Here is a 21,364-nt window from a genome sequence, read left to right as displayed (position 1 = left end):
ATTCTAATTTATATGTATTGTTACAAAAAAAACGTGGAGAAAAAATCTCCACGACTTAATTTTTTAGTGCTGCCTGAGCTGCTACAAGTCTTGCTATAGGAACTCTATACGGTGAACAAGAAACGTAATTTAATCCTATCTTATGACAAAATGCAATTGAAGAAGGTTCTCCTCCGTGCTCACCACATATACCTAGTTTTATATCTTCTCTTTCAGATTTTCCTAGCTGTGAGGCAATTTTTATTAATTTCCCTACTCCTTTTTCATCTAGTACTTGGAATGGGTCTTTTTCAAATATTCCCTTTTCTTCATATTCTGATAAAAACTTGTTTGCATCATCTCTTGAAAAACCATAAGTCATCTGGGTTAAATCGTTAGTTCCAAAACTGAAAAACTCTGCTTCTTTTGCTATTTCATCTGCTGTAAGTGCAGCTCTTGGAACTTCTATCATAGTTCCTATTAAATAATCTATTTCTACATTTGAGCGCTGTAATATATCCTCTATAGTATCTTTTATTATACTTTTTACGTACCTAAGTTCATTTATATCTCCTATAAGAGGTATCATTATCTCAGGTTTTACTTCTATACCGTCTTGTTTTACTTCTATTGCAGCTTCTATTATCGCTCTTGATTGCATTTGATATATCTCTGGATATGTTACGCAAAGACGACATCCTCTATGACCTAGCATAGGGTTAAATTCTTCTAAGTCTTCTACTCTTGATTTTATTTCTTCATATGAAATACCCATATTTTGTGCAAGCATATTTATTTCATCATCTTTTTTAGGTAAAAACTCATGAAGTGGTGGATCTAATAATCTTATTGTTGTTTCTCTTCCTTGCATTACCTTAAATATTTCTTTAAAGTCATCTTTTTGTATAGGTAAAAGCTCATCTAAAGCTTTTTGTCTTTCATCTTTGTCTTTTGCAATTATCATTCTTCTAACTATTGGTATCCTATTTTCTTCAAAGAACATATGCTCAGTCCTACATAATCCTATTCCTTCAGCTCCAAATTTAATTGCAGTAGCTGCATCTTTAGGAGTATCTGCATTTGTTCTTACCTTTAATTTTCTAAATTCATCTACCCATTTCATCAATTTTTCAAACTTTCCAGTAAGCTTTACATCAACTTTTGGTATATCTCCAACAAATACCCTTCCTGTTGATCCATCTAAAGATATATATTCTCCTTCTTTTACAACTATATCTCCTGCTCTAAACTGCTTTTTGTCTTCTTCTATTTTTATATCTGAACAACCAGCAACACAACATTTACCCATACCTCTTGCTACAACTGCTGCATGAGAGGTCATACCACCCCTTGCTGTAAGAATTCCTTCGCTTGATACCATTCCTTCTATGTCTTCTGGAGACGTTTCAAGTCTAACTAAAATTACTTTTTCTCCACAAAGATGTGCTTTTACTGCATCCTCTGCTGTAAAATATACTTTTCCTGAAGCTGCTCCTGGAGATGCAGGTAACCCTTTTGAAATTAATTTAGCTTTTTCTAAAGCCTCTTTTTCAAAATTTGGATGCAATAAAGTATCTAATTGCTTTGGATCTACCCTTAATATAGCTTCTTCTTTTGTTATAAGATTTTCTTCAGTCATATCTACTGCTATATTTATAGCTGCCTCAGAAGTTCTTTTACCGTTTCTTGTTTGAAGTATATATAATTTTCCATTTTCTATAGTGAATTCTATATCTTGCATATCCTTGTAGTGATTTTCTAATAATTTTGTGATTCTTTCAAATTCTGTATAAACATCTGGCATAATGTCTTTTAAAGTGTCAATAGAGTGTGGAGTTCTAATTCCAGCAACTACATCTTCACCTTGAGCATTTATTAAAAATTCTCCAAACAATCTGTTTTCTCCAGTTGAAGGATTTCTAGTGAAAGCAACTCCTGTTCCTGATGTATCTCCCATATTACCAAATACCATAGACTGAATATTAACTGCTGTTCCTAAGTCATGTGGTATATCGTGTAGTTTTCTATAGACAAAAGCTCTAGGATTATTCCAAGAATCAAAAACAGCTTTTACAGCTAAAAATAGTTGCTGTTTTGGATCCGACGGGAACGATTGTTTTATTTCTTTTCTATATATATTTTTAAATTCGTTTACTACAACTTTAAGATCTTCGCTTGTTAGATCAGAATCTAAGCTATATCCTTTTTCTTTTTTTACTTTATCTAATATAATTTCAAACTTATACTTTTGAATCCCCATTACTACATCTGAAAACATTTGTATAAATCTTCTATAGCTATCATAAGCAAATCTTTCGTTATTAGTTTTTTGAGCTAATCCTACTACAGTTTCGTCATTAAGTCCTAAGTTTAATATTGTATCCATCATTCCTGGCATAGAAAATACAGAACCTGATCTTACTGAAACAAGTAAAGGGTTATCTTTGTCTCCAAACTTTTTACCTAAAACGTTTTCAAGTTCTGAAAGCTTTTCTAAAACTTCATCTTCAAGCTCTTTCCATATAACTTTACCTTCTTGATAATATCTATTACACGCCTGTGTTGTAATAGTAAATCCAGGAGGAACAGGAAGACCTATTTTAGTCATTTCTGCAAGATTAGCTCCTTTGCCTCCTAAAATATTTTTCATTTCTTTTGAACCTTCACTAAAATTATAAACATACTTTTCCATGTGGTTACCCCCTTTTTTTATTATTTTATATCTTTATTTAGCTCTATTCCCTGTTCTTTCATTATTTCTAAAATTAATCCTGCTGTTTCTTCTATGGCTTTAGTTGCAACATTTATTACAGGACAGCCTAATTTTTTCATAACCTGTTGTGCATATTCTATTTCTTCTAAAATTCTACTCATGGATGCATAACTTGCAGTATTTGAAAGTCCTAGTACTTTCAGTCTTTCTTGCCTTATTTCATTTAATTTTTCTGGAGTATTAGTAAGTCCTATAATTTTATTTGAAGGTATTTCAAACAATTCTTTTGGCAGTGGTGATTCTGGAACTAAAGGAATATTGGCAACTTTTATATTTTTATTTGCTAGATACATACTCAAAGGTGTTTTCGATGTTCTTGATATTCCTATTAACACTAAATCTGCTTTAGTTAAACCTCTTGGATCTTTACCATCATCATATTTAACTGCAAATTCTATGGCCTCGACTCTTTTAAAGTATTTTTCATCTAATTTTCTTATTATTCCTGGTTCCCTTAAAGGCTTTAGATTAGTTTTTGATATTATCGCATTCATTAAAGGATTTACAAGATCTACATTTGGTATTGATTGTTTTTGGCAAAAAGATCTTACATATTCTGAAAGCGTTGAATCAACTAGTGTATATACGACCACAGCTTTATCATTTTTGCATTCGTTTAAAATTTCTTTTAAAAACTCTAGATCTAATACATATGGATATCTTCTTATTTCATAATCCTTTATGTCAAACTGACTAACTACAGCCTTTGCTACTTGTTCTCCTGTTTCACCGAGTGAATCTGATATTACATATATAAATAGTTTCTCCATATAATACCCCCTATTAGTTTCCACTAAACTCTAAAAATAGTTTTGTTATATTTGTCTTTGAAATTCTTCCAACTATTTTATAATACTCTTTGCCTTCTTTTTGTTCTAAATTCACAACAGGCAAACTATCTACTTCATGCTCTATAATTTTTCTTGCAGCATCTACTACACTATCATCTGGATATGTAACAACTATATTAGGCATTCTAGTCATAGTTATGCCTACAGGTATCTTACTTATATCTGATCCTCCAATTGCAGTTTTTAATAAATCTTTTCTAGACACTACACCTGATAAACAGCCTTTATTCGCTACAAATATAGTTCCTACATTTTCTAAAAACATTGTAACTATAGTATCATATACGGTTGTATCTTCGGTAACTACAATTGGCATACTCATTATTTCTTCTACCTTTTTTGAGTTTATTTTCTTTGAGACTAAGCTATTTTCATCTATACCAGAATAAAAATATCCTACCTTTGGTCTAGCATCTAAAATTCCTGACATAGTAAGTATAGCCAGATCCGGTCTTAATGTAGCTCTTGTTACGCCAAGAATAGAAGCTATTTGTTCACTTGTTATAGGTTGATATTGTTTTACTATATCTATTATTTTGATTTGTCTACTATTTAGCTGTATAAAAACCACCTCTTTTTAAATGTGTTATACTATATTATATAGTATATTATATATTCCAATGCTAATAATGTAAATATTTTTAATAGTAAAACCGAGCTAAAAAGCTCGGCTTTAATCTATTTATATACTATCTTAGATAAATCGCATATAGAAAGCATTGTATCTGTTATTTGTCTTAAAAGTGCTAATCTGTTATTTTTTATTTTTTCATCTTTGTCCATAATCATCACTGTGTTGAATAAAGTATCTATAGGATCTTTTAATTTTATAAATTCATCTAGTGCGCTAGAGTAATTTCTATCTTTTATAAGCTTATCTACCCTTTGTCTTATATCTTTAAACATATTATATAAAATCTTTTCTTCATTTTTTATTAAATATTCTTCACTTATCTCTTTAGATACAGCCTTTTCAGCTAGAGAAGATACTCTATTAAATACAGTAAGTATTTGTACTATTTCGTCTTTGTTTATCCATGTATTAAGCTCTTTAGCTTTTGTATATATATTAGCTATATCATTAATACCTTGATTCAATACAGCATCTATAACATCGTATCTTATTCCCATTTCACTGAACATATTTTTTATTCTTTGTTTAAAGAAATCTACAACTTCATTAACAACCTTTTCTTTATCAAACTCTAAATGTTTATAATTATCTAATGCATCTGCTATTATATTTTCTAAATCTATAGTTATATCTTTTTCCATTATTATATTTATTATTCCTAACGCTTGTCTTCTTAATGCATAAGGGTCATTAGATCCTGTTGGCTGAATTCCTATTGCAAAAAATCCTGCGATAGTATCTAACTTATCAGCTAGAGAAACTACTATTCCTGCTTTAGTTTGCGGAAGATCATCTCCTGAGAATCTAGGTAAATAGTGTTCATATATACCTTGAGAAACTACTTCTTTTTCATTATATACTTTTGCGTACTCTCTACCCATAATTCCTTGAAGCTCAGTAAATTCAAATACCATATTAGTTACTAAATCAGCCTTGCAAAGTCTTGCAACTCTTAATATATCTTCTTTATCATTAATATAGTCTAATGCATCTATTAAACTTTGTGATAAACTTTGTATTCTTTCAGTTTTGTCATAAACTGTACCTAGCTTTTCTTGGAAAACTACATTTTTAAGTTTATCTATATATTCATCTAAAGGTTTTTTGATATCCTCTTTATAAAAGAAAAGTGCATCTGCTAATCTTGCTTCTAAAACTTTCTCATTTCCTTTTCTTACATTATCTATTTTATAATCTGTACCATTTCTAACAGTTACAAAGTTAGGTAAAAGACTGCCATCTTCTTTAATAACTGGAAAATATCTTTGATGTTCCTTCATAGGTGTTATTATTACTTCTTTTGGAAGACTTAAATAATCTTGCTTGAAGTTTCCATAAAATGCTGTAGGATATTCTACTATGTAAGTTACTTCTTCTAATAATTCTTCATCTAATAATAAGTTTGCACTTAAACTTTCAGCTACACTCATGCACTGCTGCTTTATAATTTGTTTTCTTTCATTTTGATCTAATATTACATAATTTTCTCTTAATTTTGTTAAATAGTCTTCTAAAGAGTCTACTTTTATACTGTCACTTCCTAAAAATCTATGACCTCTTGTTATGTTTGAAGATTTTATACCTTCTACCTCAAACTGAACAACTTCTTGCCCATAAAGGCATACCATCCATCTTATAGGTCTTGCAAATCTTAAATTTTTTCCTCCCCAACGCATAGATTTAGGGAAAGTTATGGACTTTACTATCTCAGGAAGAACTTCTTTTAATACTTCTTTTGTATCTCTTCCCTTTTGAGTTATTTTTCCATATACATACTCTTCTTTTCCTGATTGTTTAAAGTATATATTTTCTAATGTAAGCCCTTTACTTTTCATAAATCCCTCTAAAGGCTTTGTAGGATTGTTATTTTCATCAAAAGCTATTTTCTTAGAAGGACCCTTTACTTCTTCTTCAAGGTCACTTTGCATTTCTTTTAGATCATTAACTACTAAAGTAAGTCTTCTTGGAGTTGTATATACACAGATTTGTCCAAAACTTAATCTATTTTCGTTAAATATCTTTTGTGTATTTTGTTTTATTTGATCTATTGCACTGTTTATAAATCTTGCAGGTATCTCTTCTGTTCCTATTTCAAATAACAAGCATTTATTCATTGTTTTTTCCTCCCTTCAGTAAAGGGTATCCCATTTCTTTTCTTTGATTTATATATTCATTAGCTATTTTTCTTGCCATATTTCTTACTCTAGCAATAAATCCTGCTCTTTCACTTACTCCAACAGCTCCCCTTGCATCTAATACATTAAATGCATGAGAACATTTTAATATGTAATCATATGCTGGCATTACTAAACCTTTATCTATAAGTTTTTGAGCTTCTCTTTCATAAGTATCAAATAAATTGAGAAGCATGTCTATATCGCCCTCTTCAAAACTATATACAGAATGTTCATATTCAGGCTTTTTAAATATATCTCCATATGTTACTTCATCATTCCATTTTAAATCAAATACATTGTCTTTTCCTTGTAAATACATAGCTATTCTTTCAAGCCCATAAGTAAGCTCTGCCGACTCTAGCTCACAATCTATACTCCCAACTTGTTGAAAATACGTAAATTGAGTTATTTCCATTCCATCAAGCCATACTTCCCATCCTAGTCCCCATGCTCCAAAGGTAGGATTTTCCCAGTTATCTTCAACAAATCTTATATCATGCTCATCTGGATTAATTCCTATAGCTTTTAAGCTATCTAAGTAAATTTCTTGAATATTATCCGGAGATGGCTTTAATATAACTTGAAATTGATGATGTTGATATAATCTATTAGGATTTTCTCCATATCTTGCATCAGCTGGTCTTCTTGAAGGCTCTACATAACAAACTCTCCAAGGCTCTGGTCCAAGAGCTCTTAAAAAAGTCTGTGGATTCATAGTTCCTGCACCTTTTTCGCTATCATAAGGCTGCATTACTATACAATTTTGATTTGCCCAATAATTTTGAAGTGCAATTATCATATCTTGAAAATTCATCATACTCCTCCTTTGCACCTTTAAAAATTAAAGCCCTTCGCAGTTGCGAAAGGCTAGGTTCGTCTTTAGATTTTAATTTAACAAATTAATCATTATTTGTCAAGATGCCCATTTTCTTCTTTAACTTCTTTTATAACCTCTTCTGTTATGTCCTTGCCTTCTTTATTTTTCTTAAAGTTGATTTTTTCTCTTACTTCTGAAAGCTTTTCTTCTGTTATTTCATTCAAATCTATTGTTTCTCCATCATCTTTTACTATTTTTATTCTATAATTTGTAACCATAGCTGCTGATACTCCTATTATAGATGCAACTGGCGCCATAACTAAACCTATAGCTCCAACTGATACAGGAAGATTTAATATTATATCCCCTTCTCGTTCAATTATAACTCTAGTTATATTTCCTTTTTTTAGAGCTTCTCTAAGTCTTTCTATAAGTTCATTTCCTTTTTCATTTAAGTTTAGATTTTTAAATACTTTCTTATTCTTTTTTTCTAGGTAAATCAAAGCTTCTATTACATCTCCATTTGAGTTAACTAGTGCTTCTTTAGCTTCAGCATATCCTACATCTGCCCTATCCATAATTTGATCGATTTTTTCTAATGTAATTTCCATAACACCACTCCTAATCACTTATACTTTTTAAGAAATTTAATGACTTTAAATTAAAATTGTCTACGTGTTCATTTAAATAGTTTTGTATTATGTTCCTTAATTCTTTTATTCTATATTTTGCAACTTTTGCCCTGCTATTTATTATTATGTCATTTGATAATATGTATTCCATTAATTTTAAATTTTGTTTGTCTAGTTTAATGGACTTTATCCCTAGATTTTGACATTCAGTGCATATAGCGCCTCCCTCAGATATACTAAATGTAGCACTTATTAAATTATTATTCCCACAATATGCACATTTTGATACCTCAGGTCTATAGCCTATATAGTCTAAAAGTTTTATTTCAAATACTAAAGTTAAATACTCTATGTCATACTTTTGCTTAGAGTACAAATAAAGAGTCTTAAGAAGAAGGTCAAATAATCTATTGTTTGTTTGATTTTCTAAGGTTACTTTGTCTACAAGTTCACATATATACGATGCATATGAAAGAATTAGCAATTCTTTAGATAAACTATAGAAACTGTATTTTATATAAGTTTGGCTTATTTTGTACATTGATGTTGATTTATGTAAAGAAAAATTAGAATAAGAAAAAACTTGAGTTGATGATAACATACTACTCTTTGGTCTTTTAGCTCCCTTTGCTATTGCTGAAATTTTTCCTAATTTTCTCGTAAATATAGTCAGTATTGCATCACTTTCTTTAAATTTTGTACTTTTTAGAACTATACCTTCAGTCTCTATCAGTGTAATCATCACTTATCTCCCTCAAAGTATCATCTTTTAATTTATCTTTATTATTAAAACAATTACTTAATTCTAGCAAATACATATATGCATGAATATCTCCTGTTTGCTTAAAATAGTTCCATAAAAATTCCTGCATATTAAAAACCCCCTCTCACCGTTTAAATATATTTTTGGTAAGATGGGGAATAGTATACATAAATTTTTTGGAAAAATAACTTTAATCTAGATATCCAAAATTTCTTATATAATTTTCACTTTCTCTCCACTTTTCTTTTACTTTAACCCAAACTTGAAGATAAACTTTCGATCCTAATAGATTTTCTATATCTTCTCTAGCAGATTTTCCTATTCCTTTTAATTTTTTTCCGTTTTTTCCTATTATTATTCCTTTGTGTGAATCTCTTTCACAGTATATAGTAGCAGCTATATCTACTATATCAGAATCTGTTCTTTTTTTCATGCTTTCAACTTCAACTGCTACTCCATGAGGAATTTCTTCATGAATATAATGCAAAACTTTTTCTCTTATCAATTCAGCTACTAAAACTTTTTCAGGCTGATCTGTTATCATATCTTTTGGGAAATACAACGGGCCTTCAGGGATATATTTTTTTATTACATCAATTAATGTTTCAACATTATTGCCTCTTAATGCTGAAATAGGGACTATTTCTGCAAATATACCCTCTTTACTATAAAGGCTTATTATTTCCATTAATTCTTCTTTGTTTACATTATCTATTTTATTTATAACTAGAACAACTGGAGACTTTACATTTTTTAAGTCATCTATTATCTTTCTATCTCCAGGCCCTATATTTTTTGAGGTGTCTACTACAAACAAAACCAAGTCTACATCATTTAAAGTGCTAATAGCAGCTTTAACCATATACTCTCCTAGCTTATTTTTAGGTTTATGTATACCAGGAGTATCTAAGAATATAATTTGATGAGTATCATCTGTATAAACAGATTGTATTTTATTTCTTGTAGTTTGAGGCTTATCGCTCATTATTGCTATCTTTTGTCCTACTATTCTATTCATTAGTGTAGATTTTCCTACGTTTGGTCTACCTAATATACTAACAAAACCTGATTTAAATTTCACTTTATCACCTTCCAAATTATTTGTTTAAGTCTGCTCCAGAAAAGCATTTTGGAAGTAAATCGTCTATAGTAAATATTCTATAATCTCCCTTAGATTCACCAACTATAACTTTTATATCTCTTCCAAATTCTAATATTACTTGTCTACATATACCACATGGATAAGTTTCTCCTGGATTGTCACTGCTTATTGCTATAGCTTCAAATTCTCTTTCTCCTTCTGATACAGCCTTAAATATAGCTGTTCTTTCTGCACAATTTGTTCCTCCATATGATGCACATTCAACGTTACATCCTGTATATACTTTTCCTGACTTAGTTAAAAGCGCTGCTCCAACATGAAAGTTTGAATATGGAACGTAAGCGTTTTCTTTTGCCTTCTCTGCTGCTTCTAATAATTTAACTATATCCATCTTAAATTCCTCCTTGCTTATCTAACATTCAAAATGCCCCCTGATACTATAAGTTTAAGAGCCTCTTCTATTGTTATATCCAAGTATACAACTTCATCTTTAGGAACTATAACAAGCATTCCAGATGTTGGATTAGGTGTTGTAGGTATAAATACAAAAACACATTCTTTATCAATATTTTTATTTATAAACTCAGGTACATTAGCTGTCAAAAATCCTAATACATAAGTATCCTTAGATGGATATCTTATTAATACACTATGTTTAAAGCTTTCCCTTTTTTTATTTGAAAATGCATCTATTACCTGCTTTACAGAAGAGTATACAACACCTGCTAAAGGAATCTTGTATAAAATACTCTCACAGAATATAAAAATTTTCTTTCCCAATACATCAGTTACAAACACACCTGTTAAAAATATAAGCAAAATTGTAAGTACAAAACCAATCCCATATAAAGGAAAACCTATTAGTTTTTCTAGAGGCTCTCTAAATATGGAATCGATCTTATTAAAAAGCCAAAATATAAGAGACAAGGTTATTGCAAGCGGAAGAATTGAAAAAGTTCCAGTTATAAAAACATTTCTTATATCCATAAGATTTTTGTTTTTATAGTAATTGTTTTTTATTTTCAATTTTATTCTTCCTCCTTTTTCTACCTTGTATCCATATTTTACGGCTTTTCGTAATTAGAGTGAGTGTCTTTTATTATACCAAACTTTTTTTATTTATCCAATAATTATTTATAATTATATGAAACTTAATTGAAAGATGAATATAGTTACTAATATTCCTAGTATAGCTCCTACTATTACTTCTGTAACACAGTGTATTTTTGCCTCTATTCTACTTTGACCTACTAATATTGCTAATAAATATGTCAATGTAGAAACTAACATTTCTTCAGATATAAACGTTACAGCTGTAGCAACAGAAAATGCAAGTGCAGAGTGTCCACTTGGCATACCACCTCTTAAATGGCTTCCTTTGCCTGTTAAAGACTTTCCTACTATTACTAGTATAAGTACTATTAATATAGCTATTACTGTTACGTGAATTTCTGATTTTCTTATTTTATTTAATAAGATATGAGATAGAGGATTTATTCTATCAAAGAAAATTATATATCCTACAACAACAGAATTTAAAGATGATATCAAAACAGCTCCTGCTGCTACATCTTTTGCTATTCTTGCTAGTTCATGATACTTGTCAGTAAAAAGATCTATAGATTTTTCTATAGCTGTATTTATCATTTCTGATATTATAACTAATGAAATAGCAAAAAATAACACTATCATCTCAAGCCTAGTAATATCAAAGAAAAGACTTAAAAATAAAACTATAACCCCTATTAAGTAGTGAATCTTCATATTTCTTTCATTTTTTAAAGTATATATTATTCCATCTATCGCACGATTAAAAGCTTCTATTATTGTGCTTTTTCTCATACTACTCCCTCACTATATTTAGTTTAGATAAAACTTGTTCTTCCTTTTGTCTCATTATTTTTGTGTTTTCTTCTGTGTCATGATCATACCCCATAAGGTGAAACATGCTATGACATACTAAAAATGCTACTTCTCTATCAAAACTGTGATTATATTCTTTACTTTGGCTTAATGCTTTTTCCAGGGAAATAACTATATCACCAAGCATACTCTCGTTAGGTATAACTGTGCTTTCTCTATCTAATAACGGAAAAGAAAGGACATCTGTAGGTCTATCTACTCCTCTATACTGTTTATTTAGTATATGAATTTCATCATTATCTACAAAAGATACACTAACTTCAATATCTTCACTAAAACCTTCATGTTTTAATGATTCAGCAATAACTTTTTTTATCATATCTATCAATTTATTATCTACTAATATTTTATCTTGTCTGTTATCTATTAAAACATTCATCTATTTTCTCCTCCTTCTTTTGGATATTCTATTCTCTCATGAAACATTCCCATCATAACTTCTAAAAAAGCTTTTTTTATCTCTTCTAAATCTTTTAATGTCAAATTACTCTCATCTAACTGCTTGTCATTTAATTTACCACTTACTATTTTTTCTATCATATCCTCTATTTTTTCTTTAGTAGGTTCTTTTATGCTCCTTATAGCTGCTTCTGTTGAATCAGCTAACATAACAACAGCAGATTCTTTACTTTGAGGCTTAGGCCCCTCATATCTAAAGTCTTCTTGCTTAACTTCTAAACCTTCTTCCTTTGCTTTATGATAAAAGTATGCTACTAAAGTTGTTCCATGATGCTCTTTTATAATGTTGATTATCTCCCTAGGTAGTTTATATCTTTTTGCTAAATCTATACCTTCACTTATATGGTCTTTAATTATTTTTGCACTAAGTGTAGGAATTATTTTATCGTGTGGATTTTCTATGATTATCTGATTTTCTTTGAAAAAATAAGGTCTTGTTAACTTTCCTATATCGTGGTAGTAAGATGCAACCCTTGCCAATAAAGAATTTGCCCCTATTCTATCACATGCCCTTTCAGCTAAATTCCCAACTATTATACTATGATGATATGTTCCAGGAGTTTCTATTAACATTCTTTTTAAAACTTCATTATTTGGATTAGATATTTCTAGCAATTTTAAAGATGTAAGTATATCAAAATAATGTTCCCAAAGTGGCAAACTCCCTACTACTAATATAGACGAAAATACCCCTGATAAAAGAGATAATAAAGAGTTTAAAAATAACTCTCTTAAATTAGTAGTATACATAAACCCTAAAGAAATAGCTAAAAGGAAATTAACAATACCTATTTTTGCTCCTGTAAAAATTATACTTCTTCTTTGAGCTATTTCTAAACTTGCAAATGATGCAAAAGTTCCCGATATTAAAGATATAATAAATAAATTCTGATCTCCTATAGCTAAGTATGCCATTATAGATACTAAAAAGTTGCACACTATAGCAAGCTTAGAATCTAAAAGTATGCTAATTAACATACTAGCTGTAAACAAAGGCATTATGTATACAGATATTACGCTTAATGGAAGGGATAAAACTAAAGTAGTAATTAGTATTAAAATTAAAAGAAGAAGTTTTCTTTCATTTTCTAATAAATTTCTATGAAACATATAAAGGTATATACCCAATAAACCCTCTAATATTAAAAGTATCGTTGCAATACTTATATTTACAAAAAAATCTTCTCTGCCTTTTTTTTCAATTATTCCTAGACTATTTATTATGTCGATTTTTTCTTGAGTTACAATTTCGCCTTTATATAAAATATAATCTCCTTTTTTTATTATAACCTTGTCTACTGATGATTTTGCTTCTTCTATTTTCTGTTGAGTTTTTTCTATATCTAAAAATTTATTTGGTCTTAAAAATGCGTTTATAATCTCTATGCCAAGTAGCTTTTCATCTGACTTAAATTTGTTTGTTTCTTGAAAAGAATCAGCTATAGCTTCTTTTAATGGATCTATTTCATCTTTTGTAATTCCTGTATTCATTATTTGATTTATTGTTTCGAATATGTATCTTTTGAGGTATTCAAGTCTTTGCTTATCCATGGATAATGCTTTAGCTATTGATTTTTCTGATATTTTTACTTCTTTAAATTTTTTTATTTTATCTTCTAATTCTAAATCTTTGTTATCTTTTAATATATATATTTGCTCAAAGAAATTATCTATATCTGATTTTATTTCAGCCTGAACAGTTGGATTTATTCTATATACAGGTTGTACATTTTCTACTGCCTTTTTTATCAGCTTTTCTGTTTCAATTTTATTTTCAATATCTTTAGTGGCCCTTATATCTTCTTGTGCTCTTTCCCCTACCCTAAGTTCATATTTTTGTGGAGATAAAAATGTAAATAATAGTAAAAAATTTATAACAAAAAATAAAAGAGCAAGGGAAAATTTTTTCAATTTCATTTTTCCCTCTCCTTTCTCTAGTTTTTATTTTTTATACTTTTTTTGTATTCTTCCTTCTTTTCATATTTTTCATATGCTTTTATTATTTTTTGAACTAACTCATGTCTTACTACGTCTTTTTCAGTTAAATTTATCATTCCTATTCCTTTTACATCCTTTAGTACATTTTGAGCATGAATAAGACCAGATTTTTTTCCTGCTGGAAGATCTGTTTGAGTTGTATCTCCAGTTACAACAGCTTTAGATCCAAATCCCAGTCTTGTTAAAAACATCTTCATTTGCTGCGGTGTAGTATTTTGTGCTTCATCAAGTATTATAAAGCAATTGTCTAAAGTTCTACCTCTCATATACGCTAAAGGAGCAACTTCTATCATTCCTCTTTCCATATACTTGTTAAATTTTTCTGGACCAATTATTTCAAATAAAGCATCATATAAAGGTCTAAGATATGGATCTACTTTTTCTTTCAAATCACCAGGTAAAAATCCTAAACTTTCCCCAGCTTCTACTGCTGGACGAGTCAAAATAATTCTTGAGATTTCATCTCTTTTAAATGCTCTTACTGCCATAGCAACAGCTAAGTAAGTTTTTCCTGTACCAGCAGGGCCTATACCAAATGTTATATCGTTATTTCTTATTAAATCTACATATGATTTTTGTCCTAATGTCTTAGGCTTTATTGGATTTCCTTTAGCAGTAAGAACTACTATATCTTCAGATAATTCTTTCATTTTATGTTCTGTACCCTCAAGCAATAATCCTATAGCGTAATTTATATTCTGAGCATTTAAACTTTGCCCATTTTTAACTAATATTAAAAGTTCTTTTAATAGCCTTTCTGTATTAGTAACATTTTCTTCATTTCCAATTAATACTATACTTCCTTCTCTTAAAACTATATTTACACTGAAACTATCTTCGATTATCTTTATATTTTTATCAAAATTTCCAAATAATTCTCTTTGAAATATTTCATCGTCAATTTCCATTTTCTTTTGAATTATCAATACTAGCTCCTCCTTTTATTTTTTCCTCTTTTCCTATATTTTCTATAACTTCTATTGTTACTGTAAATTTTAAGTTATAACCATCTACTCTATAATTTTCTGTCTTATTAACTATTTTTGCCTCTGGTGGTATTAAATAATCAATTTTCTTAAATGCTTTTTGTCTTAAATTTTGTTTTAATACTGATATATCTTTTTTTCTTTCTTTTATATTAACTTCATAAAAAGTTTGTATTTCTATTTCTACAGGAATTTTATATATACTATATACCTTTTTTTCATCTATATAGTCTTTGTATGTTATATTCCTTTTGAGGCTGTATGTTTTGTCAAATATATTTATCTTGATTATTCTTTTTTTATTTCCTGTTTTTATTTTTAATTTTTCTAAATATACATCTTCTTGCGAAACTTCGTAAAATGTTCTAGCAAACACCTCTCCCTTAGCTACTATATCTCCACCTGCAATTAAAACATCTCCCTTTTTTACTATATCTCCTTTTTTGACTAAAGCATCACCTTTTCTAGCTATAACTTTCTCTATTATACCATTTTTTTTTGCTATTATATTACAACTTAGTCTTTCTTTTTCTCTAATTTCTTCTTCTTTTTTAATTATTTCAACGTATGCGTTAGTTCCATGTATATTTATTGTTATATGAGCTATTTCATCAAACTTAAGTAGCATTTTATCTCTTATATCTTTTTTATCTATTATATACTTATTTGTCCATGGTTTTAATCCTAATTTATAAATTTCTTGTCTTATTATATCTTTGTTTATTCCTTCTGGAGCATCTATGTACACATTTGTTATAAAAGTTGTTAAGATCATTAAAATAAATAAAGATATAATACCTCCTAAGAGTAAGGATTTTCTTTTATATATTCGCTTCATCAAAAAAGGTATCCCTATAGATCTTTTAACCTTTATATTGTAATTAGATCTTCTGTATACACTTACTAATTTAGCAAAATCTTTTTTGTATATATAAAATTCTATCTTCGTGCTTGTTATCCTTCTTACATTGAAAATATATAATCCGCTTCTAGCTATCTCGCTAATAAATCTTTCTAAGTTCAATCCTTCTATAGTAACTATTACAAACCCTTTTACATATTGCCACAATTTTATGCCTCCTTAGACCCAGTATTCTATTGAATATATTTTACCTTCTATAAGAGCATCTTCTTCTGTTATGTATTTTATAATCAAGTTATCTCCATGTATTTTTAGTATATTGTTTTTGGTTTGTATTTTTATCATTTTATCTGAATATTCTATAATCGCTATATAATTCTCTATTTTTATACTTTTATTACCAATAGTTGTTACTCTAGGTAAAGTAACTTCCAAATCACTTGGTAAGTCAAACATTAACCCACCCCCTCTTATATAATTTTATGAAACTTAAATTATTTGATTACTAGTTTTATTCCATAGTTTTGTTTGGTTACGAAAAACTTCTTGACACTTTTATCTTTATATCGTAATATAACGATATAAAGATAGTGTAAATATAAAGGAGGTAATAATTATGAAAACAAAACGTAAATCTCATATGAAGTGGTCTTGGGTATTTATGATGCTATTTATAATCTTATCAATTTTAGATATAAGGTTTGGAGTTTTAGGATTTGTATGTATGACAGTCCCTATGTATCATGCTATAAAAGGTAGAGGTAAAGTTCATTGTTCTCACTATTGTCCTAGAGGATCATTGCTTGGAAACTTTCTTAAAAATATAAGCATGAACAACAATTTGCCTAAATCATTCAAGACTAATACTGTAAAAAATATAATTTTAACTCTTATGATAACTATGCTTGCTATATCACTTGTTCATGCTGGTCCTGATATTACTAAAATAGGTTTTTCTTTATTTAGATTTATGATGGCATCTTTACTTGTTGGTATAATAATGGGAATTATATTCAAGCCTAGATCTTGGTGCCAAGTGTGTCCTATGGGCCATGCGACAGGTCTTATAGATAATGTTATTAACAAAAAATCTTCTAAATAGAAAAGTATTTATTTTTAAAATGTTTATCCAAAACAGTTTTGGATATAAATATTGTAGATAAAAATATTAGGAGGTATCTACAATGAAAAGCTTAAAGAATCTTTTACAATCTGGAGATTGGAAAGGTGAAAAACATGTACCTGTTATACATGCTCCTGAAAAAGTAAAATTAAATGAAAGTTTTGATCTTAAAGTATCTATTGGAGATGAAATAAAACATCCTAATACATTTGAACATCACATTTCATGGATAAAAGTGTTTTTCCATCCAGAAGGTGAAAAATTCCCTATAGAACTTGCTAGCTTTAATTTTTCTTCTCATGGAGAAAGCTCTATTTTTACAGAACCTGTAGGGTTATCAAATGTAGTACTAAGTAAATCTGGAACTATATACGCCTTAAGTTATTGCAATATACATGGACTTTGGGAAAATAGTAAAGATATAGTGGTAGAATAATAAAAGCACCCTAAGGGTGCTTTTATTTTACCTTAAACTCTTTGGTTTAGACAAAATTTCACTTAAAATTATACCTTTTTTTAAGCTATCTAGATCTGAAAATAAATCAAAGTCATCCTGTTTTGTATCTTGTTGTGTATCTTTTAAAACTTTTTTATTACTATCATTTTTATCAACTTTTTCTTGCTTGTAGCAAATAACCTTGTCAGGTTTAACATCTTCTTTAGTATTTTTATATATTTTTTCAATATTTAGAGTTTCTATCTTTTCTGGCTGTATTTCTTGATTTACAGCATCTATGTTATTCTTTACATTTTCAAATATATCGTTTATATTTAGCTGTTCAAACAAACTTTTTTTATTTTCTTTCTTATCTTTACCTAAGAATGCATTTATAACTGCCATTACAATTATAAAAATAATACCTTCCATTTAACCACGCCCTTTATAGCTTTTGGTTAGGCTTTTGATCTTTTTTATCACCCATTTTAGCTATAGATTCTCTCATATTAGTATCAGCCATTACATTTTTTAGATTATAATAATCTAATACCCCTAAATTTCCATTTTTAAAAGCTTCTGCTATTGCAAGTGGTATTTGTGCCTCTGCTTCAACAACTTTTGCTCTCATTTCTTCTACCATAGCTTTCATCTCTTGTTCTCTTGCTATAGCCATAGATCTTCTTTCTTCTGCTTTTGCTTGAGCAATTTTCTTATCTGCTTCTGCTTGATCTGTTTGAAGCTGAGCACCTATGTTTCTTCCCACATCTACATCTGCAATATCTATTGAAAGTATTTCAAATGCTGTTCCTGAATCTAATCCTTTTTCTAAAACTGTTTTAGATATTCTATCAGGATTTTCAAGTACTGCTTTATGACTATCTGAAGAACCTACTGTAGTTACTATACCCTCTCCAACTCTTGCTATGATAGTTTCTTCACCTGCTCCTCCTACTAGTCTTTCAATATTAGCTCTAACTGTAACTCTTGCTCTTGCTATAACTTCTATTCCATCCTTAGATACTGCTGCTATTTTCGGAGTTTCTATAACTTTTGGATTTACACTTACTTGAACTGCTTCAAGTACATCTCTACCAGCTAAGTCTATTGCTGCTGCTTGCTCAAACTCTAAATTTATATTAGCTCTTTGAGCTGCTATTAACGCATCAACAACTGAGTTTACATTTCCACCTGCTAAATAGTGGGCTTCAAGTTTGTCTATACTTATGTTTAACCCTGCTTTAGTGGCTTTAATCATTGGATTAACTATTTTTGCTGGTAAAACTCTTCTAAATCTCATACCTATAAGTGTTAATATAGATATTTTAACTCCTGAAAATAAAGCTGTTATCCAAAGACCTACTGGAATGAAGCTAAAAAACAGTGACAAAAATAAAATTATCAAACCTAAAAATATTATTGGACCCAAAATCATACTATCCCTCCCTAATTTCTCTTACTATTATTTTATTTCCATTTATTTGAATAATTTGTACTGCCCTACCTCTTTCTATATAGGAAGATTCTGAGATAGCATCTAAAATTTCATCATCTACCCTTATTTTTCCTGAAGGTCTTAAGTCTGAAATACTAACTCCGATTTTTCCTATATATTCTTTCTTCTCTTTATAAGGTATAAATCCTTCTTCTTTATTAAGCTTAGTATCTAAAAGTAATGTTTTAGATATTTTTCTTTTAGGTAACTTCTTAATCAAAAAGATAGTTGCAAGTATAGTTAATACCATAGATATAACAATATAAATTAACGCTTGTGCTAATGAATTTGAAGCCATAACTATACTTATTACTATAGTAAGTATTCCAAACATCCCAAATACTCCAAATCCAGGTGCTAAAGCTTCTAAAAGCAAAAATGCAATACCTATAAAAAATACAAAAAATACAAACGCACTAGCACTTCCACCTAGTACTGAACCTCCAAAAAACAATCCAAATCCCAATATACTAACTACTCCTCCTACACCAAAACCTGGTGTAATAACTTCAACAATAAGACCAATAAATCCTAATGCTAAAAGTATAGGAGCAATATATGTTGAATTTATAAAGTCTACAAAACTATCAAACAAACTTTTTTCTAAAACTACCTCATTTAAATTCTCTATTTTTATATCTGAATATATTTCATATCTTGAATTGGCCACTCCATCTATAAAATTTATTTTTTTAGCTTGCTTTGTAGTTAGATTTAAAAGTTTTCCTTTATCTATAATTCCCTCTATTTGTATATCTCTATCAGCCATAGCTGCAACAATATCATCATCTCTTCCCTTTTGCTGTGCTACAGACCTTAATTGACTAGTCCAGTAAGATATATTCTTTTCTGTATAAGGTATAGTCTCAGCAGATCCTATAGTAGCTCCTTGAGCCATATATATTTTATCGCAAGATATACTTATTAAAACACCTGCTGACTCAGCTTTTTTGTTTATATATGCAACTGTTGGTATCTTTGTAGAAACTATAACATCACTTATGTTAACAGCAGAATCTACACGCCCCCCCATTGTATCTATTTCAAATAATATTAAATTAGCATTTTCAATTTCTGCTTTTTGTATAGAATTTTTTACATAGTAATATGTTCCTGGATTAATTTCCCCTTTTATATTTATAACATAAACAGATTTATTCGATTTAGAGAATACACTGCTAGTTATAAACGGATTAAAAAGTACAGATAACACAGTAGTTAAAAATATTAAAAATACGAATACTCTTTTCAACAAATCACCCCTTTTAATATGTTTTATATTATACTTTATTAATATTATATTTTCCATCCTAAATATGTTTAATTTATTGTTATCAATTTTTATATTTTTATTAGATATACCCTTAAGTTAAAATAGTAAACATAAAAAGGATATCTTTATAGATACCCTTTATACTATCTAAAAACTATATTGAACATTTAAATCCTTCCACTTTCCACATTTATCTCCCCATCTTGCTGATAATTCGTCATCTTTATAAATACCTACAACTTCACAAACATTCGGACAATGATCACATTCAAATCCACTTACTTTAAAGTTACTATCTGCTATTTCAAATCCTAGGAAGTTTGTTTTTCCTGTATTTTCAACTTCTTTCTTAGCAAGTAAAGCAGCTCCTAAAGCACCCATAACATTGTAATGTTCAGGTACATAAATTTCACAATTTAGTGCATTTTCAAATGCTTTTTTTATTCCTACATTTGCAGCAACACCACCTTGAAATACAACTGGTGATAGTATTTCTTTGCCCTTAGCTAAATTATTTAAATAATTTCTAACTAATGCTTCACAAAGTCCATTTATTATATCTTCTTGACTGTATCCTAATTGTTGTTTATGAATCATATCTGATTCTGCAAATACTGCACACCTTCCTGCAATTCTTACTTTTGTTTTTGAGTTTAATGCCTTTTTCCCAAACTCTTCTATAGGAATTCCTAATCTTGCTGCTTGTCTATCTAAAAAAGAACCTGTTCCTGCTGCACAAACTGTATTCATAGCAAAGTCACTTATAACATTATTCCTTATAAGAATGATCTTTGAATCTTGTCCTCCAATTTCTAAAATAGTTTTTACATCAGGTATAAAGTTTAAAGCTGCTACTGCATGAGCTGTGATTTCATTTTTTACAACATCTGCTCCAACCATAACACTTGCAAGATCTCTTCCACTTCCAGTACTACCTACTCCTGATATTTTTACCTTTTGTCCCATATCATCGAGTGCTTTTTTAGTCATCTTTAATCCTTCTTTTAGTACCTTTATTGGATTGCCCCCATTGTTCTTATATAAAGTTTTTGAATTACTTCGTTATTTTCATCTATAATAA

23 protein-coding genes are annotated in these 21,364 nt (G+C 29.1%); 2 read left to right on the top strand and 21 right to left on the bottom strand.

All coding sequences use genetic code 11. The features are described from left to right. Positions 1 to 55: 55 nt before the first annotated feature. The 17 genes from ppdK to JWYL7_RS03990 form a co-directional block, all read right to left on the bottom strand. A complete protein-coding gene (gene ppdK, locus JWYL7_RS04065; RefSeq protein WP_066069291.1) occupies positions 56 to 2,671 on the bottom strand; it encodes a pyruvate, phosphate dikinase in 2,616 nt (871 codons plus the stop codon). 20 nt (positions 2,672 to 2,691) lie between these two features. Next, complete coding sequence (locus tag JWYL7_RS04060; protein ID WP_066069289.1) at positions 2,692 to 3,522, bottom strand: pyruvate, water dikinase regulatory protein; 831 nt, start codon at positions 3,520 to 3,522, stop codon at positions 2,692 to 2,694. Between the two features lie 13 nt (positions 3,523 to 3,535). Next, entirely contained in the window at positions 3,536 to 4,174 is a 639-nt protein-coding gene (gene ccpN / locus JWYL7_RS04055; RefSeq protein WP_066069286.1) for a transcriptional regulator CcpN, read from the bottom strand. Positions 4,175 to 4,281: 107 nt separating this feature from the next. Further along, positions 4,282 to 6,351, bottom strand: a complete 2,070-nt coding sequence (glyS, locus tag JWYL7_RS04050) for a glycine--tRNA ligase subunit beta (protein WP_066069283.1) — start codon at positions 6,349 to 6,351, stop codon at positions 4,282 to 4,284. After that, positions 6,344 to 7,228, bottom strand: a complete 885-nt coding sequence (gene glyQ / locus JWYL7_RS04045) for a glycine--tRNA ligase subunit alpha (RefSeq protein ID WP_066069281.1) — start codon at positions 7,226 to 7,228, stop codon at positions 6,344 to 6,346. Before glyQ ends, glyS begins: the two co-directional genes overlap by 8 nt. Positions 7,229 to 7,320: 92 nt before the next feature. Next, on the bottom strand, positions 7,321 to 7,842 hold the full coding sequence (locus JWYL7_RS04040; protein WP_066069279.1) for a DUF4342 domain-containing protein: 522 nt from the start codon (positions 7,840 to 7,842) through the stop codon (positions 7,321 to 7,323). Between the two features lie 10 nt (positions 7,843 to 7,852). After that, a complete protein-coding gene (gene recO / locus JWYL7_RS04035) occupies positions 7,853 to 8,605 on the bottom strand; it encodes a DNA repair protein RecO (protein WP_331721850.1) in 753 nt (250 codons plus the stop codon). Further along, positions 8,583 to 8,735, bottom strand: coding sequence for a YqzL family protein (locus JWYL7_RS10125; protein WP_083528269.1), 153 nt, complete (start codon positions 8,733 to 8,735; stop codon positions 8,583 to 8,585). Before JWYL7_RS10125 ends, recO begins: the two co-directional genes overlap by 23 nt. An 81-nt stretch (positions 8,736 to 8,816) precedes the next feature. Then, positions 8,817 to 9,707 carry a GTPase Era gene (gene era, locus JWYL7_RS04030; protein WP_066069276.1) on the bottom strand — a complete coding sequence of 297 codons (891 nt, stop codon included), beginning with the start codon at positions 9,705 to 9,707 and terminating at the stop codon, positions 8,817 to 8,819. Between the two features lie 16 nt (positions 9,708 to 9,723). After that, complete coding sequence (cdd, locus tag JWYL7_RS04025; protein WP_066069274.1) at positions 9,724 to 10,119, bottom strand: cytidine deaminase; 396 nt, start codon at positions 10,117 to 10,119, stop codon at positions 9,724 to 9,726. A 17-nt stretch (positions 10,120 to 10,136) separates the two neighbouring features. Further along, the gene (locus JWYL7_RS04020) at positions 10,137 to 10,754 is read right to left on the bottom strand and encodes a DUF502 domain-containing protein (RefSeq protein WP_083528268.1); all 618 of its coding nucleotides are present in this window, start codon (positions 10,752 to 10,754) and stop codon (positions 10,137 to 10,139) included. A 114-nt stretch (positions 10,755 to 10,868) separates the two neighbouring features. After that, positions 10,869 to 11,570 (bottom strand): diacylglycerol kinase, encoded by a 702-nt coding sequence (locus JWYL7_RS04015; RefSeq protein ID WP_066069271.1) that lies wholly within the window; start codon positions 11,568 to 11,570, stop codon positions 10,869 to 10,871. Position 11,571: 1 nt separating this feature from the next. Next, a complete protein-coding gene (ybeY, locus tag JWYL7_RS04010; protein ID WP_066069268.1) occupies positions 11,572 to 12,030 on the bottom strand; it encodes an rRNA maturation RNase YbeY in 459 nt (152 codons plus the stop codon). Further along, a complete protein-coding gene (locus JWYL7_RS04005) occupies positions 12,027 to 14,027 on the bottom strand; it encodes an HD family phosphohydrolase (RefSeq protein WP_066069266.1) in 2,001 nt (666 codons plus the stop codon). Before JWYL7_RS04005 ends, ybeY begins: the two co-directional genes overlap by 4 nt. Before the next feature lie 17 nt (positions 14,028 to 14,044). Continuing rightward, positions 14,045 to 15,034 (bottom strand): PhoH family protein, encoded by a 990-nt coding sequence (locus tag JWYL7_RS04000; protein ID WP_066069262.1) that lies wholly within the window; start codon positions 15,032 to 15,034, stop codon positions 14,045 to 14,047. Beyond that, positions 15,006 to 16,163 carry a sporulation protein YqfD gene (gene yqfD / locus JWYL7_RS03995; protein WP_066069260.1) on the bottom strand — a complete coding sequence of 386 codons (1,158 nt, stop codon included), beginning with the start codon at positions 16,161 to 16,163 and terminating at the stop codon, positions 15,006 to 15,008. Before yqfD ends, JWYL7_RS04000 begins: the two co-directional genes overlap by 29 nt. 12 nt (positions 16,164 to 16,175) lie before the next feature. Next, positions 16,176 to 16,412: a YabP/YqfC family sporulation protein gene (locus JWYL7_RS03990; protein WP_066069259.1), complete on the bottom strand. Its 237-nt coding sequence runs from the start codon at positions 16,410 to 16,412 to the stop codon at positions 16,176 to 16,178. A gap of 160 nt (positions 16,413 to 16,572) precedes the next feature. Here JWYL7_RS03990 and JWYL7_RS03985 point away from each other — a divergent pair, with 160 nt between their 5' ends. After that, positions 16,573 to 17,058 carry a 4Fe-4S binding protein gene (locus tag JWYL7_RS03985; protein WP_066069257.1) on the top strand — a complete coding sequence of 162 codons (486 nt, stop codon included), beginning with the start codon at positions 16,573 to 16,575 and terminating at the stop codon, positions 17,056 to 17,058. Between the two features lie 82 nt (positions 17,059 to 17,140). Further along, a complete protein-coding gene (locus tag JWYL7_RS03980) occupies positions 17,141 to 17,515 on the top strand; it encodes a class II SORL domain-containing protein (RefSeq protein WP_066069254.1) in 375 nt (124 codons plus the stop codon). 27 nt (positions 17,516 to 17,542) lie between these two features. Here JWYL7_RS03980 and JWYL7_RS03975 read toward each other — a convergent pair whose 3' ends face one another. The 4 genes from JWYL7_RS03975 to JWYL7_RS03960 all read right to left on the bottom strand — a co-directional run bounded on the left by JWYL7_RS03975 (position 17,543) and on the right by JWYL7_RS03960 (position 21,273). Next, on the bottom strand, positions 17,543 to 17,947 hold the full coding sequence (locus JWYL7_RS03975) for a hypothetical protein (RefSeq protein ID WP_066069252.1): 405 nt from the start codon (positions 17,945 to 17,947) through the stop codon (positions 17,543 to 17,545). Positions 17,948 to 17,960: 13 nt separating this feature from the next. Next, entirely contained in the window at positions 17,961 to 18,950 is a 990-nt protein-coding gene (gene floA, locus JWYL7_RS03970; protein WP_066069248.1) for a flotillin-like protein FloA, read from the bottom strand. 1 nt (position 18,951) lies between these two features. Beyond that, positions 18,952 to 20,262 (bottom strand): NfeD family protein, encoded by a 1,311-nt coding sequence (locus tag JWYL7_RS03965; protein ID WP_066069245.1) that lies wholly within the window; start codon positions 20,260 to 20,262, stop codon positions 18,952 to 18,954. Between the two features lie 168 nt (positions 20,263 to 20,430). Continuing rightward, on the bottom strand, positions 20,431 to 21,273 hold the full coding sequence (locus JWYL7_RS03960; RefSeq protein ID WP_334292122.1) for an acyl-CoA dehydratase activase: 843 nt from the start codon (positions 21,271 to 21,273) through the stop codon (positions 20,431 to 20,433). Positions 21,274 to 21,364: the final 91 nt, after the last annotated feature.

The sequence above is a fragment of the Alkalithermobacter thermoalcaliphilus JW-YL-7 = DSM 7308 genome (assembly GCA_001584565.1).
Lineage (GTDB): Bacteria > Bacillota > Clostridia > Peptostreptococcales > Peptostreptococcaceae > Alkalithermobacter > Alkalithermobacter thermoalcaliphilus.
Note: the sequence above shows the minus strand (reverse complement) of the source record. Positions and strands in the feature narration are given on the sequence as shown.

Bases quoted from the DNA above. Each gene is read 5' to 3' on its own strand.
- ppdK (WP_066069291.1), bottom strand. From the start codon at position 2,671: ATGGAAAAGTATGTTTATAATTTTAGTGAAGGTTCAAAAGAAATGAAA.
- JWYL7_RS04060 (WP_066069289.1), bottom strand. From the start codon at position 3,522: ATGGAGAAACTATTTATATATGTAATATCAGATTCACTCGGTGAAACA.
- glyS (WP_066069283.1), bottom strand. From the start codon at position 6,351: ATGAATAAATGCTTGTTATTTGAAATAGGAACAGAAGAGATACCTGCA.
- glyQ (WP_066069281.1), bottom strand. From the start codon at position 7,228: ATGAATTTTCAAGATATGATAATTGCACTTCAAAATTATTGGGCAAAT.
- JWYL7_RS04040 (WP_066069279.1), bottom strand. From the start codon at position 7,842: ATGGAAATTACATTAGAAAAAATCGATCAAATTATGGATAGGGCAGAT.
- recO (WP_331721850.1), bottom strand. From the start codon at position 8,605: ATGATTACACTGATAGAGACTGAAGGTATAGTTCTAAAAAGTACAAAA.
- JWYL7_RS10125 (WP_083528269.1), bottom strand. From the start codon at position 8,735: ATGCAGGAATTTTTATGGAACTATTTTAAGCAAACAGGAGATATTCAT.
- cdd (WP_066069274.1), bottom strand. From the start codon at position 10,119: ATGGATATAGTTAAATTATTAGAAGCAGCAGAGAAGGCAAAAGAAAAC.
- JWYL7_RS04015 (WP_066069271.1), bottom strand. From the start codon at position 11,570: ATGAGAAAAAGCACAATAATAGAAGCTTTTAATCGTGCGATAGATGGA.
- ybeY (WP_066069268.1), bottom strand. From the start codon at position 12,030: ATGAATGTTTTAATAGATAACAGACAAGATAAAATATTAGTAGATAAT.
- JWYL7_RS04005 (WP_066069266.1), bottom strand. From the start codon at position 14,027: ATGAAATTGAAAAAATTTTCCCTTGCTCTTTTATTTTTTGTTATAAAT.
- JWYL7_RS03990 (WP_066069259.1), bottom strand. From the start codon at position 16,412: ATGTTTGACTTACCAAGTGATTTGGAAGTTACTTTACCTAGAGTAACA.
- JWYL7_RS03985 (WP_066069257.1), top strand. From the start codon at position 16,573: ATGAAAACAAAACGTAAATCTCATATGAAGTGGTCTTGGGTATTTATG.
- JWYL7_RS03980 (WP_066069254.1), top strand. From the start codon at position 17,141: ATGAAAAGCTTAAAGAATCTTTTACAATCTGGAGATTGGAAAGGTGAA.
- JWYL7_RS03975 (WP_066069252.1), bottom strand. From the start codon at position 17,947: ATGGAAGGTATTATTTTTATAATTGTAATGGCAGTTATAAATGCATTC.
- floA (WP_066069248.1), bottom strand. From the start codon at position 18,950: ATGATTTTGGGTCCAATAATATTTTTAGGTTTGATAATTTTATTTTTG.
- JWYL7_RS03960 (WP_334292122.1), bottom strand. From the start codon at position 21,273: ATGACTAAAAAAGCACTCGATGATATGGGACAAAAGGTAAAAATATCA.